The organism is Brevibacillus agri, assembly GCF_004117055.1.
Lineage (GTDB): Bacteria > Bacillota > Bacilli > Brevibacillales > Brevibacillaceae > Brevibacillus > Brevibacillus agri.
Window position 1 is genome coordinate 3,197,352 of record NZ_CP026363.1, and the last position, 16,099, is coordinate 3,213,450.

Below are 16,099 nucleotides of genomic sequence, written 5' to 3' on the forward strand. Positions count from 1 at the left end.
TCAGCCTTCTCTTTTTTTACCCATGCAAGCTCCCCTCTAGGCGGACTCGCGGCCTGTACGAGCCAACGGGCAACTGAATCAGGCACGTCTTCTGCTCATCTGCCAGCCCGTAAATGCCGTCGCTTTTCGCCACATCGTACCCGAGCAGCGGATGTCCTCCCAGCCCGCAGGAAAAAGCGCCAAGCAGCAAGCGGTGTACCGCGATCCCCGCCTGCATCTGCAAAATCCTGTAGCCTCTGTCCCCCCATCTGTCGCGCAACTGGTTTCGCTCCCCCGCTACGTGGAAGCAGAGCGGCACCTGAAACAGATTGACATTGTCGAGCGTCATGCCCGCTTGCAGCTCCAGCCGCTGGTCCCCGTACCGTCTCGCCAGCAGACTGTGGCTGTCTGGCTCGTAGCGGTACGCCCCGTTTTCGATGCCGTCCACCTGGTGAATGCAGACGCAGAGCGCGGGCAGCCCACTGTCTGTGCCGCCGAGGTCATGGCGGTAGCGAAAAGCGCCGAACGCCTCCTGCAAGAGAGCGGATAGCTGCTCCTGGGCGATTTTTCGCCAAACAAAGTCAAGCTCCGGCGAAGTGCGGCGGCGGCAAAACTCCGCGAAATCGTACCGCTGCGGCAAGCTGTCCGGCAAAACATGCCGCTTCTTTGCACTGTCCGCGACTGGCTGCTCGGCGGCGGCTCGCGGAGTTCCAAATGAAGCGGTCGACTCGTACATCGCCGCTTCATTCATTTTGCGCAGCAGCGGGTAGTCTTTTTGCCTCTGCGAGCCGATATGATACCGATGCGTGACAGGTTCTAGCTGCCGGAGCAGTTGTTCAGCCGTCGTCTCCCCTCGGGATTTCGCTCCAGCGGAAAGCCCCGGCGCTGCGGGCAGCGGCCACGCTTCCTGTCGCTTCGCTGCAAGCGGCATGATCGCGTACACGCTCTCTTCGTTTCCGGACAAGCCGAGCAGGTGGTTGATTGCGCGATCCAAAAACAAATAGTGCACCCCTGTTTCGATGCCGCAACCCTCGGCCAAAGCCAACCATTGCCCGAGCAGCACTCCCGTGTCCAGCCCTTGCAGCCGGTATGAAAACAGGTCGTATTTAAAGGCGTTTTTCCAAAAGTAAGCGGAGACAAACAGCGCGCCAAAGCAATGGTGAAGCGCGCAGCGCTGGCCGAGCGACTGGCTTACGTAAGCATCGAAGTCGCCTTCGCGAAGCAGCACGAGCCGATGATGCGCCACATCGTAATGATAGACGCCCTGGGCCATGTACGAGAGCTTTCCGTACAGGTAGACTTCGTTCGGATACAACGCCCCGCCGGAAGGAATCGCCCTGCGGTAAGACTGCACGGGAAACAGCCCCTCCTCCGCGGCCTCTTGCGGAAATACCGTCTGGCTGACTTTTGCCAGTCCGTACATATAGTAGAGCAGGCTGCCGAGCTGGGCGAGCGACGGTTCGCCCTCTACCTTTTCCTCCGCCAGTGACAATGCCACCTCCGCAGGCAACGACACAGCCGGCAAGCCGCTATACAGCTTGTAGGGCAGCGGAGCGTCGTCCCAGTTCACTTCCAGATCGGGCGGCCTGACTTTTTCGGTGGCAAAATGCAGGTCGTGCACGAAACGCTCAAGGCTCATTTCCTCACACTCTCCCCCTTTGGTCGTTGCTTTTACGGAAACGGGTGCGGATGTGGATTCAGTTGGGCGTACGTGAGCGGCTGTTTGGCGTAGCCGAGCGTGACAGGAACGTGCAAGACGCGCTCCAGATTGGTCAGCCGCGTCAAATGGTGACCAAACGTCATCGGTAGCATCCCCGGAATCAGGACGCGCACGCAGGACAGCCCGATGCGGCTCACCTCTGGCGTCGTCTGCTCCACGACGATCACGTCGAGCTGCAAGCGGCGAAATACAGCCAACAGCGCCTTTAAGTCGTCTGTCAGATCCGCGTGCCTGCCCGGCTGCGCAAACGCCTCGGCAAACGACTGCTGCGGCCCGTTATTTTCGAGCAAAAAGCCGAGGCGTTCTTCCGCCTCCGGCAAGCCGTAGAGCATGGCGTGATCGTCCATTTTTTTCACGAGCGAGGCGTCGTGGTACATGCGCACATAGCGGTCGCGGTTCGCTTCAAACTTGTCGTGCAAATTGTTCAGCATCGCTGCCGTCTCGTGCAGCCCGCTTTTGACTGCCCGGATCGGATCGGGATGGGCGCCGCCTGCGCAGACGAGATTCAGCCCTGTCTGTTTGCGGTTTTTCGCGATCATCCACACGCTCGGAATGCCGTTTTCCAGCGTCGCGTTGAACAAGTGCAGGTCGTAGTCGGTGACGGACTCAAGCCGCGCGAGCATCAAGTCCAGCTCCCGGTCGCCGGACGTCGCCGGATCGAGCCTCGGCAGCGGCAGCCGGGCATACCAGGTGAGCAAAAAAGCATCGCGCTCCACCACTTCCAACATGCCGTAAAAAATCGCTTCCTCCAGGCTTCCCCCGATCGCACAGCCATTGGACGTCTCGAAGACGAATCCGTCTCCGTAGCCGAGACTGTAGTAAGCCATCCGCTCGGGAACGAGGATCGGCCGCTCCTTCATGCAGGAATAGCCCCATACCCAGTTCATCGGTCGCTTCGGGTCGAACGGCTGAAACGGAAAGCCGGGCATAGCGTACTGCTCCCGGGAATGAACGCCGCATGTCACAGGGTCGAGCGCGTGCTCCGCCAGATTCGCGTAGCAGTCGTAGACGACCGTTTTCTTGCCGCGCGGCGTCAAGCCGCAGTAGCGCTCCAGCCCTTCCAGAATCGCCGTCCACTCGCTGTCGGCATAGGAATTGGACCGCCCCGCTGTCGCTTCGTCGTGGGGAAACAGCGGCAGATTGACGCTCACATCCGAGTAAACCGAGACGAGATCGCGCATTTTCCCGTTTAAAAAGCCTGTCCGCGCATCCACGTATTCCGTGCGCAGCGCGGGCTGCAACTCCGCCATCGACTTCACGCGGTAGCTGTCCGGATGCCGCTTCGGACTCGGCTTCCAGGCAAACGTCGCCCGCTCTGACGTGTCCTCGTCCAGACGACCGCAAATGCCGCAGAGCGGATCGGCGAGAAAAAAGTGGCGAGAGCTTGCCAACGTCTCTAGGTCGAGCAACTGGAGATGGTCGCGCAACCGGGCTTGTTTTCCCGCAGCCATCCGCTGTACTTCCGCCACTACATAATGGCTCACCTGCAAAAGTCCGGTGCGCGAAGCCCAGGCATCTGCCGCCACCCCGCCTTCTTTTGTCAGTTGAAACTGGTGCTCCCACATTTCCTTGCGATCGCGGCCAGCCATGAGCCGCCGCATGTCCGCGCATTGCGAGCAGCCCGGAAGCCCCGGCTGCACGTACGGCCCGATCACCGCTTCGCCGAAGGACACAAACGCCCTGAGCCAAGGAACGCCCGCGGCTTGTAGCCACTTTTCCGCTTCCAGATGTTCATGCGGCCGCCAGCCGTCTTGCAGCACCAGCGCCAGGTCGGCATGTGTCTCTTCCCGCTCGACCGTCTGCTTTCGCGTCACGCAAAAATCCGCCTGCAACCGTGCTGCGACCAGATCAGCCAGCAGCCCTTCGCCCACGACCAGAATCTCCTTACCCATGCGCTTCCTCCTCTCGCAGCGACAAAGCGACGACCCCCGCCAAATCTTCCTGTAAAAATGGCTCCACAGCCGCATTCAGCAGCACGGGGACCAGCCGTTGCCGGGCCAGCACGTCGCGCGCCTGCTGCCACAGCTCTGCCTCGCTGTCCGGGCAGGGACGAAGCATCGCCTCTTGCTCGGGCTGTTCGGGCTGGTCCAGTGAAACAAAGGACGTCCTCACGACAGAGGCGAGGACTTCATCCGCCGCTCCTTGCCGTTTTAGCAACGCCGCTTGCAGCGCTTTGCGCAGCGCCGCCACTTCATGCAGGCCAACCGTGCCAACCCATTCTGTCCCGTTCCCAATCCCGACCCAGTACACCGGAAAGCCGCACAGGTCGGCACCGCGGGCGATTTGCGGCTGTTCTTTTTCAATGGCGAACGCGCGCAAGTAAAAAAGACACGGCTCGTCGCGCAGCTCTGGCAGCTTCACGCGAGTCGCTACGGGCGGCCGCAACTGCACCTGCTCGGCCAGGCTGGACTGCAAGCAGTTGTACAAGGCGCGGCACAGCGCCTCCGCTCCCGACTCTCCCGCGCCGATGCCGTAGACGCTCTCCTGTGTGCTGTCCGGCTTGCCGCCGCCAAACATATGCGCAGAAGCTGTCCGGATGCCGCACGCGCCAACAAGGCGGGACACGTACATTTCCGTCCCCAGCAAGCCCGCTTCCTTGCGTGCCTCCTCATGGGTGTAGCCCGGGCATATCCGGGCGGGCAGCAGCTCGGCAGGACCATCCGCTACAGGATCGACTGCCTGCACCTGGCATTGCGCGAGCGGCAGTTGCACCAGTTCTCCTTCGTCCCAGAGGTGAAAAATGCCAATGTCCGGCGAAGTCCACGCCTGGAAGGAAGCAAACAGACCGTGCCTTTGCGGCTCTGCTTCCGCAAGCACCTGCTGTTCGTCCACCGGGACGAGACGCGGGCTTCCCTGTACAAGCGGATGCGCCATAACCGTTCGCCAGCTCCCGGAAAGCGTCTCCAGATCGAGCACGTACAGCTTGCCGCCCGGCTCTGCTGCCGCTACACCTGTCACCTGCTTGAACCATTCGAAGACCGCGACGTTTGCCAACAGTGCGGCTGACGTGGCCGTAAACGGATGGCCGCGGGCGTCTTCGCGCAAATAAACGCGGTGCAGGCGACGTAGCACCGAATCCAGGCACACTGGCGAAGACGGGTGCACCAACGGGCCAGCCACTCCTTTTTGCAGCAGCCCAAAGGCGGGAACGAACGTTTTTCCCATCTCCCGGCACACGGCATGCACGAGAGGCAGCTCGCTCTGCTCTGCATCATCTGCGACGTACAAAACCGCAGAAAACGGCGCAAGCGCCTGCTCCCAGCCCGCTTTTCCCTGCTGCTGGATGGGGATTTCGGTCAGCTCTGCCTCCGGGTCTTTTTGCCTCGCATGCGCATACAGCTCTGCCAGCCGCTCTCGATTGACAGACGACCGATCGGTCAGCGCGAAGTGAACGTGCGGGCAGCCCGACTCCCATAACGCGTGAATCAAAGCGAGCAAAAAGGAGCCAGCCCCTACGGCGAGTGGCTTTTGCTGCCGATACGCCTGAAATGCCTGGCCGCCTGAGCCAGCGAGTTGCTCGACGAAGCCGATCTGCGCGGAAAATCGCTCCACGACCGCAGCGGACAGTTGATGCGGCTTGCAGTCGCTTACGTCCTGGACGAATCCGTTTTGCAGCAGGCTCTCGGCGATCTGATAAATTTGGCTCTGGTATGCTTCCGGCAAATCAGCCGTGATCTCAGCCAGCGTGTGCTCGCCGTTGAAGATCGGCAGCAACTGCTGGACCCACTGATCGATCATTTCCCCTTCCATGCGAAACGTCCCGACGTTATTGCGAAAATAGACGCTGCCATCGGGATTGGGCAAAAAAAACGTATCCCGGTTCACTGCAAGACGCATCGACGGATTCAGTTTGACCATGCTCTTCCTCCTTGCTTGGCTGCGTGCGCCACTTTGCGCCATGAGGGTGTCACGGTCATTTTATGTCGTGCGCTTTGTCCGAAATGCCTGCGCAAAAAAAGCGAAAAGCTCCTGCCTGACAACCGCCTGACAGAAGCTTTCGTGGAGTTGGCCTGCCCGTTTGCTGCGCGGGAGGCTGGGAGACTAGACTAGAAGCATCGGGCGCACTGCGTGCACGGGAAGAAGCACGGAAAGAAGCAGGTGCCAAAACAGCTACAAGAACAACTGCAACCGCCGCATCCGCCACAGCGCCCGCATCTGGCACAGCCTCCGCATCGCCCGTGGCTGCAACGGCCACACCGGCTGCGCACGAGCATCGTTTCCTGTTCTTTTTCTTTATCCCATGGAGTCACGTTCTCCGCCTTGAATTCCGAAGCCTTCAGCTTTTTCAGCTCTTTTTTAAACTCATCCATCCAAATTTTCACCTCCGCCACTGCATGTAGCTACTCTACATTTATGAAGCGGCGATAGGTATTCGTTCCAGTTGCAAACGCCCATTTTTCCCCGGGGCAAAACCGGCATCTCGGTGAAGCCTAGTTTAGTGAGAATGATGCCAACTGCACTCGTATGCGCCTTCGCTCTCCCTAAGGGAATTGACAATAATCTATTTCTTATCCATTGAGGAAGCCCTACACACAAAGTCAATCATAATCCGCGATATTTATCAAAGAATACCAATAATTTTTCAATAACGCTTTGCTTTTTTTCTGTACGATTGTTTTGTCTAGCAAACCGAGATATCGGCGGCAAAATTTTATCAATATCTGTGCCTGTTGTTTTAAGCATGCCATCATGGAATGCGTTCTCAATAAGCTGGTACGTTTCCTCGGGTTTCAGTCTTTCCTCTTCAATAAGTGCAGTCAGATCAGCTTCCTTTTGCGCAAGAACAAAAGATTCCCACCCCTTATCTACATTACTTTCGATATTAATTCGTGAAATAAAACCTTCAATAAGTTCCTTCTTGCTCCGAAGCTCAATACTGGAATCAACTGCCTTCCGTATGTCAGTAAGAAGACTTTTGTCAGCGCAATTGGATTCATGATATTTTGAAACCAGCATGAGAATATAATCAATGTTAACCTCAATCTGCTTCACAAGCTCAATTTCAAAAACAATGTCGTCATTGATATCCTCTTTTTCTGAGTTCGTTCGCTTACTAAAAGTTTGGTATAAATCCAGATATACGCTTTGGTAATCTTGAAAATCACGCACAGACAGAATTTCATTTCCAGCAAAATCGTCAAAAGAAGTAAGTATGTTTTTAAGCCGCAAAATCGCACCAAAAAGGCGAATGAAATCCTTCTGTGCTCCCTCTCCAACAATGGCAGTTCCTAACGGATAAGTGGACATCAGCTTTTGTATGAGTTCAACATATCCCGGTTTATGCTTGCCATTTTCCTCGTACCCGTTGTAATAGTCGGCGTAAGTTTTCAACAAGACAATGCCACCGGCTTCTCTATCTCCAAAACGAGCAAGAGCATCATCCGTAGCTTGTTTTAAATTACGGAAACAGACAATATTTCCAAATGTTTTAACACTGTTCAGTATACGATTGGTGCGGCTAAACGCCTGAATTAACCCGTGCTGGCGCAGATTTTTATCTACCCATAAGGTATTTAGCGTAGTGGCATCAAAACCTGTAAGGAACATATTGACAACGATAAGCAAATCGATTTCACGATTTTTCATCCGCAGGGATACGTCTTTGTAGTAGTTTTGAAATTTGTCGGCAGAGGTATCATAGTTGACGTTGAAAGTCTCATTATAATCAGCAATTGCCGATTCAAGGAAATCCCGGCTGGTTTTATCAAGCCTGTTATTGTCAAAATCCTCATCTGGGTCCTCTTCATTGGGTGTATAGCTGAAAATGGTTGCAATATTTAGCCGTTTCCCTATTTGCTCCATTTGCTTTTTAAATTCATTATAATATTTCATTGCCATCGGAATAGAAGCAACGGCAAAAATTGAGTTAAAACCGTTTACCTGCTTGGTGATTTTTTCTTCAAGCACCGCATTATTTTTGGATTTTGCTATTTCCTTAACATTTTGAATCACTCTGTATTCGTAATAAGAGCGGTTTTCATTTCTCTTTGTTTTCTGATCGAAATGTTCAAGAATATATTTTACAATCGCGCTTACCCGTTCGGGGGCGGCTAAAGCTTTCTCCACATCAATAGCACGCACCTGCTCATCTTTGACATCCGGCGCCATTTTGACAGTATCTATGTAGTCGATGCGGAAAGGCAAAACATTACCATCATTGATTGCATCCACAATGGTATACGTATGGAGCTTATCTCCAAAGGTCTGCGGGGTTGTTTTAAGCATGGGATCTCCGCCGGAATCTGCATTTACCGCAAAAATAGGTGTACCGGTAAACCCAAACAAATGATATTTTTGGAACGCCTTTGTAATACGGCGGTGCATATCACCAAATTGCGAGCGATGGCATTCGTCAAAAATAATCACAATATGCTTTTTGTATACATCGTGAGTTTTATTGCTTGTAATAAACTTGTCAAGCTTTTGAATGGTTGTAATGATTATTTTTGCGGTTTTGCTCTCCAACTGCTTTTGGAGGATTCTTGTGGAAGTATTGCTGTTTGCGGCCCCTTTTTCAAAGCGGTCATATTCCTTCATGGTCTGATAATCCAAATCTTTGCGGTCAACCACAAACAATACCTTATCGATATAGGGTAATCCGCTGGCAAGCTGCGCCGTTTTAAAGCTAGTGAGGGTTTTGCCGCTGCCAGTTGTATGCCAGATATACCCTCCGCTATCTATAGTACCGTATTTTTTGTAGTTCGTTGCGATTGCAATGCGATTTAAAATTCTTTCGGTTGCCGCAATTTGATAAGGCCGCATCACAAGCAGCAAATCCTCTGATGTAAAGACGCAATAGCGGGTAAGGATATTGAGAATGGTGTGTTTCGCAAAAAAGGTTTTGGTAAAGTCCTTTAAATCGGCAATAATCTTATTGGTTGCGTCGGCCCAAAAACTTGTAAACTCAAAGCTATTGCTTGTCTTTTTTCGGTTTTGCCGCTCATTTTCGTCCGTTTCCTTGATGTGCTGGCTACGGGTGGTATTGCTGTAATATTTGGTGTGGGTTCCATTGCTGATAACAAAAATCTGCACATATTCAAATAGACCCGAAGCTGCACTAAAGCTGACCCGCTGATAACGGTTGATTTGGTTAAATGCTTCCCGGATGGCTACACCGCGCCTTTTCAGCTCGACGTGTACCAACGGCAGTCCGTTCACAAGAATAGTCACGTCATAGCGTGTAGAATACGTTCCGTTTGGCTCTTCGTATTGGTTAATCACCTGTAAACGGTTATTGTGGATATACTTTTTATCAATCAGGTATATGTTCTTGGTAGTTCCATCATCCCGTTTCAAAATTTGGACATGGTCGGTCTGAATGCGACGGGTTTTCTCAATAATACCGTCATTCGCACCCGCAATACATTTTTTGAAAAACCAGTCCCACTCTGTATCGGTGAAAACATAATCATTAAGCTTTTCAAGCTGACAGCGAAGGTTCGCTATCAGCTCTTCCTCATTGGAAATTTGGATATATTCATATTGTTGATCTTTAAGCTGTTTGATAAAATCTCGTTCAAGCTGAGCCTCCGATTGATAGGTGTCCTCACTGCGGTGAGACGGGGTATATTTCGCCACAACAGTTGATTCGTTGTCAGCCGCAACAATATTAAACTGGTTCATGCTCCTGCCTCCTTGAACGTGAGCAGCTTGTCACGGTAGTATTCATATTGCTTGCGCCTTGCCTCAATTTCAGCGGGCAACCCTTCGCTAATGTCGTTGCACAGCTTGTCAAAGCGGTCGAGAATGTCGACAATTCGGGCTTGTTCCTCTAACGATGGCAAAGGAATAGTTATTGCTTTTAGTGCTGGAATACTGGAATGCACAACCTTGCTTTTCACTTTGCCTTTACTTTTCTGGAACTGTGCTTCAGATGTAGAAAGAGCATAGGCTAAATACTTTGGGTTTTGTTCATGCTTCATTACAACGATATCACTGCCTGCGTAGCACGTTTCATGCCCTATATAGGCACAAGATTTAGCGATTTCCTCCACGCTTTCGCCTGTAATAGCAAACAAAATATCCCCATGTGCAAAGGTTTTTGTGCCATATTGTGTATGGGAAATGCAAGTGTCAAACCAAATACCATATGTTGTGTAAATTTCGCCATATCTTACGCAAGGGAAACCTTCTTCGGTAACTTCATCACGCTTAATACCTGCACCCCGATACATATCAGTGGCGATTTCCCCAAGCGTCACCCTCGGTACATCATCACCAAAGGTCAACAGCTTATCTCGATAATATTCATATTGCTTTTTTCTCGCTGTAAGCTCTGCTGTAAGCTCTGCTGTAAGCTCTGCTGTAAGCTCTGTGAAATTGTCCAAGATCCTGACAATTTCACGCTGTACGGGTAAGGGAGGAACAGGAACTTTGAAGCTTTGTAGCGTTGACAAAACGATATATGTCATTGCGGCTGAGTTAGTATGATTTTCAAGATAAGCTTTCAAATCATTGTTGATGACAAAGTATAAGAAACGGACATCAATAAATTTATTGAAATTTGTTAATACATAAGTGCGTTGGTAAGCCTCAAATTTACCACTATAATGTTTGACTTCACCTACGTTTGCATTGCCTGCGATAAGCAATGCTTCAGTGTCCCAGCGATATTTATCGATACGACTGATTTCTTTAGCAGTTGTAAAAAAAGGATATTTACCACCTTCTACAGCGGCATTGGCATTTAGTTTTCCAGTTTCAATTTCGCATACTTCACCCAACTTCACATATTTAACCCCGTTCGGGCAAAGCTCATTAATAAGCTGTTCGAGCTTAGTCATTGGTGCCCACCTCCACCCATCCCAATGAATCAATTGCAGTCATCAGTTCTTTGTTGTTCTTCACATTATCAAGAATCCCAATGATAAGCCGATGTAACGATTCATATTTTTGCAAAGCTAACTCCTCATTATACTCGCCATGTACGATATTGCTTAATTCCCGAAACAATTTGTACCCATTTGCAGAGAATTCACGTGGGATAATCGAGCACCTTTCATCTACTCGTTTCAATAAATCAGAAAAATTTTTCGGGTTGCCACCCTCATACTTGGTATAGGAGATTTCAGCGGCATCGGCTGTTTGGACTGTAATTTTTTCGAAAATTTTACGTAAATACACTATGGCACCAGCACCAAGCCCTTCACGATGAGCACGCTGTGCCTTTTCTAAAAGCTCCGAAAACTCACCGTACTGTTCTGTATTTAATAAAGCGTCAGGCGACAATTTTTCCGTGCGCTTTAATACCCGAACCTTAGGCGCACGTCCACTGATCTCTTCCTCGCAGTCCACCAAAAACCAAATCTGCACGGAAGCACCGCAATGACAAGTGAGAACGCAATCAATACTGACAAGATGCCCGTTTACCCCTATGCAATAAATTTCTTCTCCAGAGCAAAAGGTACGAACGTCCGCACAATTCTTACAAAAGTAGTTTAATGCAATTCTGCCTACTTGTATTTTTTTTTGCTTGCCCATTGCAAGCTTTTTTTCTTTCAAAAAGCCCTCAACTTGCTTAAACTCAAGGGTTGGCGGTTTGGACAATATTTCGGATAACCGCATTACTGCCCCCCCTCGATCTCTGCAATAATTGCGTCAATCTCGCGCCTGAGCACATCTCCACGGGCGACAATACGCTTTATTTCAGCGTTAAGGGCAGTTATGTCGATCATTTCACGTTGATCCTTCTTTTCCACATAGGTAGAAACAGAAAGGTTGTAATCCTGCTCAGCAATTTGACTGTTTTGTACAAGGCGGCTAAAATGCTCCTTCTCCTGGCGTGCCTTAAAAACTTGAACGATGTTTTGAATGTTTTCCTTTGTGAGCTTGTTATTATTTGTAATCTTTACGTATTCATCTGAAGCGTCAATAAACAGTGTCGCGTTGTCGGATTTGGATTTTTTTAATACCATGACACAAGTGGCTATGCTTGTTCCAAAAAACAGATTACTTGGTAATTGAATAATGCAATCTATAAAGTTGTTATCAATCAGATACTGGCGAATCTTCTTCTCTGCTCCGCCGCGATACAGAATTCCTGGAAAACAAACAATTGCCGCTGTACCGTCCGTTGCAAGCCAAGAGAGACAGTGCATGATAAATGCAAGATCTGCTTTTGATTTTGGAGCAAGTACACCAGCAGGTGCAAAGCGTGGATCATTGATTAATGTCGCATCATCAGAGCCTGCCCATTTAATAGAATAAGGGGGATTGGAGACAATTACTTCAAATGGTTCTTCAGCATAGTGCGGTATGTATGGTGAAGACAAGGTATCTCCGTGCCCAATATCAAACTTATCATAATTAATATCATGCAAAAACATATTGATACGACATAAATTGTATGTAGTAATATTGATTTCCTGCCCATAAAAGCCTCTTGTTACATTGTTTTTACCGATAATTTTAGTAGCCTTTAAAAGCAATGATCCCGACCCGCAAGCAGGGTCATAAACTTTGTTCACCTTTTTTTTATCCCCTAATGCCAAAAGCGTCAGAAGTTCTGAAACCTCTTGAGGCGTAAAGTATTCACCACCGCTTTTTCCAGCGTTGGAAGCATACATGCCCATTAAATATTCATATGCCTCACCGAATGCATCAATGGTGTTGTCCTGATAGTTACCGAGCTTCATATCAGCGATGCCATTCATAAGCTTTACAAGCCTTGCATTACGTTGAGCAACGGTTCCTCCGAGTTTATTGCTGTTCACATCGATGTCATCAAATAGACCTTTAAAGTTTTTTTCACTGCGCGTGCCCTGTGCAGAAGCTTCTATGTTTTTAAAAATTTTTTCCAGCGTTTCATTGAGGTTTTCATCTTTGTCCGCTTTTTTTCGTACATTTTCAAAAAGCTCGCTTGGTAAAATAAAAAAGCCTTTGGTGTTTACCATATCCTCACGGGCTAGCTCGGCCTCTTCATCTGGAAGATTTGCATAATCAAAGTCTACATTGCCTGCTTCAATTTCATCTTTATTGATGTAATGCGTTAAATTTTCTGATATGAAACGATAAAAGAGCATCCCTAATACGTATTGCTTAAAGTCCCATCCATCCACGCTTCCACGCAAGTCATTCGCGATATTCCATATGGTACGATGCAGTTCTGCTCTCTCTTGTTCTTTCCTATTGTCAGCCATTTTTTATTCCTCCCATTTTTACAAGCGATCCAGTTCTGCACTAATATCTTTATGATAAAACTTTTGAGTGCTATAATCCTTAATCCGCATATATGCCAACCGACTCGGTTTGGAGCTTGTTATTCTCCCAGCGGTGACAGCGGTTCAAAGTCGTAAAAAATACAGGCAAGCTGCTCTTGTAATATATTTAGTTTTTTTGAATGGATTTCAAAACTTGATATATTATAGCGCATGCTATAGTGGCTGGCAATGAATGATAACGAAGAATACCGCGACTACAACCATACTGTTAGACTGCATCGTTAAACCACCTAGCTACACCACGTTGCCCAATCCCTCCTTCTCCAACCATCTCTTCAAAAAAAGTATCCAATCAAAAAAGGCAGCGGCCCACCTGGAGCGTGCTGCACGTAATGCTTGCGGCATACTGCGCGTTGCTCCTGACCGACCACTGCCCTTTTATTTTTTACCCGACAAGGCGTATGCCCCCTCTACCTGCCTCGCTTGAGTAGCGTACTCCCCTTCCAGTCAAAGCCGAGCGGGGCCCCGCTTTTTTCCGGGACCCACCCTTGCGCCACCGCTTCCGTGATGATCGCCTCCACCTCAGATGGCTTGATTGCCCGGCGCTCGCGCGTTGGCGCTGAGCCGCTCGCACCCGCCGACCTCGCGTCATGCACATCCGCTTTGGCATAGACGCGGATCAACTGCCCGGTTCCTTCCGCATGCTGAATCGTGACGACGATCAGCCCGTCGGCAGCGGGGCTGACCACCCAGCGGTATTCCGTTTGCCCCACGGTAATTTTCCGTGTGCCTTTTTTGCTTAACGCCATACCTTCCTCCTGTTCTTCCTGTCGGTCACTTCTGTCGTTGTTCATGATGCATCGGATTGGCTGGGCGCTCGCCTGACTCGGGGAGCGCGAAGCTCATCGCCTGAAACCAGACAAACACAGCGAGCAACAGCAAAGCCCCGACGACGGGATGCCGCAGCGCGAGCAACGTTGCGGACGGCTCCGCCTTCTTCTGTTCAGGCAGATGCCACCTCTCCATCAGCAAAAGATATGCCGTGTACAGCATCACCAGAAAAAACAAAAGCGGCTCCGCCTGCTCCAGCGTTATCATTTCACCAAGCATAGCCCCCATCATGCCCGCCATCAGGCCGGATAGCGTGCCTTCCACCACGGTCAGCGTCGACAAGGGCAAGCCCACCAAAAAGCCTGCCGTAGCGCCTGACGACATCCCCCACAGCGTGGAACGAGAAAGGCTCCCTTGGAATACGAGCCCAAACAACAGACCAGCGATCAGCCCAACCAGCATCCCGATCGCCATGGCGCCTACCATCCCGTGCATCGGCTGTATGTGCCCTCTTCTTCGCCAGACTAGCCAGGCAAACCAGACGTACGCGATAATGACGAACGCAAAAATCTGGAAAACGGCGCTCATGATACCACCTCTACGTATATGTCCCTCCTTACACCGTATGTCCAGGCGGTGCAAAACAGGACAAGAACAAGTGGCGGCGCCCTCTCGCATCGCCCTGCCAAACCAGCCTTCCTGCTACAACTCGATAACCTTTGTCGCGATATTTTTGCAAAACTCGCTGTCATGCTCCACAAACAAAATCGTCGGCGCGTGCTCCAAAAGCAGCTCCTCGATCTGCATGCGCGAAATGACGTCGATAAAGTTCAGCGGCTCATCCCATACGTACAGATGCGCCCGCTCGCACAAGCTTTTCGCGATCAGCACCTTTTTCTTCTGTCCCCCGCTGAAAGCGGCCATATCCTTTTCAAATTGCACGCGGGAAAAATCGAGCTTGCGAAGGATCGCTTTGAACAAGCTTTCGTCCAGCCCGTTGCTTCTGGCGTAATCCGTCAAATTGCCCTGTAAATGCGATGTATCCTGGGAGACGTAGGAAATTTTCAGTTGGCTTCCTTTGCGGAATGTTCCCGTGTAGCGCACGTCCTCGCCGCAAATCAGCTTGAGGATGCTCGATTTGCCCGAGCCGTTTTTCCCCGACAGCGCGATTCGCTCCCCTTGCGAAACCGAAAAACGGATGCCGCTCGTGACCTGTTTGTCTCCGTAAAAAATCGCAACGTCCACAAGCTCGACCAGGCGATCTTTATGGTAAGCAAGCGGAGCGATTTTTAACGTGTCGCCTTGCTCCACGTTTTTCAGCAGCTTGGACTTTTCTTCGATGGCCGCATGCTGGCGCTGCTCCAGCGATTTTGCGCGCTTCATCATTTTCGCTGCCTTGTGGCCGACGTACCCTTTGTCTACCTTGGAGCCGGAATTTCTCGTGCCGTTTTTCGTTTTTTCCACTTCGTGCGACCAGTTGCTGGTGCGCTTCGCGGACTCGGACAGCCGTCTGATGTCCTTTTTCAGCCGCTCGTTTTCGGCCAGCTCATAGTTGTCCTGCCGCTCTTTGTTCTCCCACCACGTCGAAAAATTGCCTTTTTGAATCTCAATGTTCGTCTTGTTGATAGACAGGATGTGGTCGACGCAGTTGTCGAGAAAAGCTCTGTCGTGAGAGACGAGAATAAAGCCGCTTTTCGTCTGGAGGTAGTCGCTGACGAGCTTTCTGGCGCCCATGTCCAGATGGTTCGTCGGCTCATCAATCAGCAAAAAGCTGTTTTCTTTCAAAAACAAGGCCGCAAGAAGCACCTTCGTCTGCTCGCCGTTGGACAACGTCGCAAACGGCCGCTCCAACACTTCCTCGTCCATCTGCAAAAAGGAAAACTCGCGCAGAAGCTCCCAGTGCATGTAATCGGGAATCATCTCCTGGATGATCTCTGCGGTGATTCGCTCCTTGTTTTCGATTGGATACGGAAAATATTCGAACTGCACCTGCGCCGAGATCGTGCCGCTGTATTCATAGCGGCCGAGCAGCAGGTTCAGAAATGTCGTCTTCCCTCTGCCGTTCCTTCCGGTAAAGCCGAGCTTCCAATCGGTATCAATCTGGAAGCTCACGTTTTCAAAAATGTTATCGAAACTGCCGTCATAGGCAAAAGTCAGATTCGTCACTTTGATGGTCGACATAACCTCATCCCCCTGGATAAAAATAGAAGAGCTGCAAGAAAGTTACTCTCTTGCAGCTCAAATACGTATAACAAAACCTACTCCACCCAGGAGCCGGATTTGGATATATCGCTTGAGTGAACAGATGTAGTAACTTTCTTGCATAGAAGGAAATAAGCATGCGAAAAAAACGCACTTGTTTTCCTTTTTTGAGCAAGAAAGCTTACTTCATCGGCTTCAACTCCAGTCA

General features: G+C 50.5%; 11 protein-coding genes. All 11 read right to left on the reverse strand.

Translation table 11 applies throughout. From position 1 onward, the window contains the following. Positions 1-16: 16 nt before the first annotated feature. Positions 17-1,618: a SagB family peptide dehydrogenase gene (locus BA6348_RS15665; RefSeq protein WP_005829590.1), complete on the reverse strand. Its 1,602-nt coding sequence runs from the start codon at positions 1,616-1,618 to the stop codon at positions 17-19. Positions 1,619-1,650: 32 nt separating this feature from the next. Beyond that, positions 1,651-3,591 (reverse strand): TOMM precursor leader peptide-binding protein, encoded by a 1,941-nt coding sequence (locus BA6348_RS15670; protein ID WP_005829588.1) that lies wholly within the window; start codon positions 3,589-3,591, stop codon positions 1,651-1,653. After that, complete coding sequence (locus BA6348_RS15675; protein ID WP_122953409.1) at positions 3,584-5,557, reverse strand: putative thiazole-containing bacteriocin maturation protein; 1,974 nt, start codon at positions 5,555-5,557, stop codon at positions 3,584-3,586. Before BA6348_RS15675 ends, BA6348_RS15670 begins: the two co-directional genes overlap by 8 nt. Before the next feature lie 188 nt (positions 5,558-5,745). Next, a complete protein-coding gene (locus tag BA6348_RS28045; protein WP_081414690.1) occupies positions 5,746-6,009 on the reverse strand; it encodes a heterocycloanthracin/sonorensin family bacteriocin in 264 nt (87 codons plus the stop codon). A gap of 232 nt (positions 6,010-6,241) precedes the next feature. Continuing rightward, the gene (locus BA6348_RS15685) at positions 6,242-9,322 is read right to left on the reverse strand and encodes a type I restriction endonuclease subunit R (RefSeq protein ID WP_122953410.1); all 3,081 of its coding nucleotides are present in this window, start codon (positions 9,320-9,322) and stop codon (positions 6,242-6,244) included. Beyond that, entirely contained in the window at positions 9,319-10,482 is a 1,164-nt protein-coding gene (locus tag BA6348_RS15690; RefSeq protein WP_122953411.1) for a restriction endonuclease subunit S, read from the reverse strand. Before BA6348_RS15690 ends, BA6348_RS15685 begins: the two co-directional genes overlap by 4 nt. Then, on the reverse strand, positions 10,475-11,263 hold the full coding sequence (locus tag BA6348_RS15695) for a hypothetical protein (protein ID WP_122953412.1): 789 nt from the start codon (positions 11,261-11,263) through the stop codon (positions 10,475-10,477). The genes BA6348_RS15690 and BA6348_RS15695 overlap by 8 nt, the downstream gene beginning before the upstream one ends. Beyond that, a complete protein-coding gene (locus BA6348_RS15700; protein WP_122953413.1) occupies positions 11,263-12,837 on the reverse strand; it encodes a type I restriction-modification system subunit M in 1,575 nt (524 codons plus the stop codon). The genes BA6348_RS15695 and BA6348_RS15700 overlap by 1 nt, the downstream gene beginning before the upstream one ends. 491 nt (positions 12,838-13,328) lie before the next feature. Next, positions 13,329-13,667, reverse strand: coding sequence for a hypothetical protein (locus BA6348_RS15705; RefSeq protein ID WP_007786377.1), 339 nt, complete (start codon positions 13,665-13,667; stop codon positions 13,329-13,331). Between the two features lie 25 nt (positions 13,668-13,692). Then, positions 13,693-14,277: a hypothetical protein gene (locus BA6348_RS15710; protein WP_122953414.1), complete on the reverse strand. Its 585-nt coding sequence runs from the start codon at positions 14,275-14,277 to the stop codon at positions 13,693-13,695. Positions 14,278-14,391: 114 nt separating this feature from the next. Then, positions 14,392-15,870, reverse strand: a complete 1,479-nt coding sequence (locus BA6348_RS15715; protein WP_026557145.1) for an Lsa family ABC-F type ribosomal protection protein — start codon at positions 15,868-15,870, stop codon at positions 14,392-14,394. Positions 15,871-16,099: the final 229 nt, after the last annotated feature.

What these genes read in the sequence shown, in the direction of transcription:
- BA6348_RS15670 (WP_005829588.1), bottom strand. Translation starts at nt 3,591, where the DNA reads ATGGGTAAGGAGATTCTGGTCGTGGGCGAAGGGCTGCTGGCTGATCTG.
- BA6348_RS15690 (WP_122953411.1), bottom strand. Translation starts at nt 10,482, where the DNA reads ATGACTAAGCTCGAACAGCTTATTAATGAGCTTTGCCCGAACGGGGTT.
- BA6348_RS15685 (WP_122953410.1), bottom strand. Translation starts at nt 9,322, where the DNA reads ATGAACCAGTTTAATATTGTTGCGGCTGACAACGAATCAACTGTTGTG.
- BA6348_RS28045 (WP_081414690.1), bottom strand. Translation starts at nt 6,009, where the DNA reads ATGGATGAGTTTAAAAAAGAGCTGAAAAAGCTGAAGGCTTCGGAATTC.
- BA6348_RS15695 (WP_122953412.1), bottom strand. Translation starts at nt 11,263, where the DNA reads ATGCGGTTATCCGAAATATTGTCCAAACCGCCAACCCTTGAGTTTAAG.
- BA6348_RS15705 (WP_007786377.1), bottom strand. Translation starts at nt 13,667, where the DNA reads ATGGCGTTAAGCAAAAAAGGCACACGGAAAATTACCGTGGGGCAAACG.
- BA6348_RS15675 (WP_122953409.1), bottom strand. Translation starts at nt 5,557, where the DNA reads ATGGTCAAACTGAATCCGTCGATGCGTCTTGCAGTGAACCGGGATACG.
- BA6348_RS15715 (WP_026557145.1), bottom strand. Translation starts at nt 15,870, where the DNA reads ATGTCGACCATCAAAGTGACGAATCTGACTTTTGCCTATGACGGCAGT.
- BA6348_RS15665 (WP_005829590.1), bottom strand. Translation starts at nt 1,618, where the DNA reads ATGAGCCTTGAGCGTTTCGTGCACGACCTGCATTTTGCCACCGAAAAA.
- BA6348_RS15700 (WP_122953413.1), bottom strand. Translation starts at nt 12,837, where the DNA reads ATGGCTGACAATAGGAAAGAACAAGAGAGAGCAGAACTGCATCGTACC.
- BA6348_RS15710 (WP_122953414.1), bottom strand. Translation starts at nt 14,277, where the DNA reads ATGAGCGCCGTTTTCCAGATTTTTGCGTTCGTCATTATCGCGTACGTC.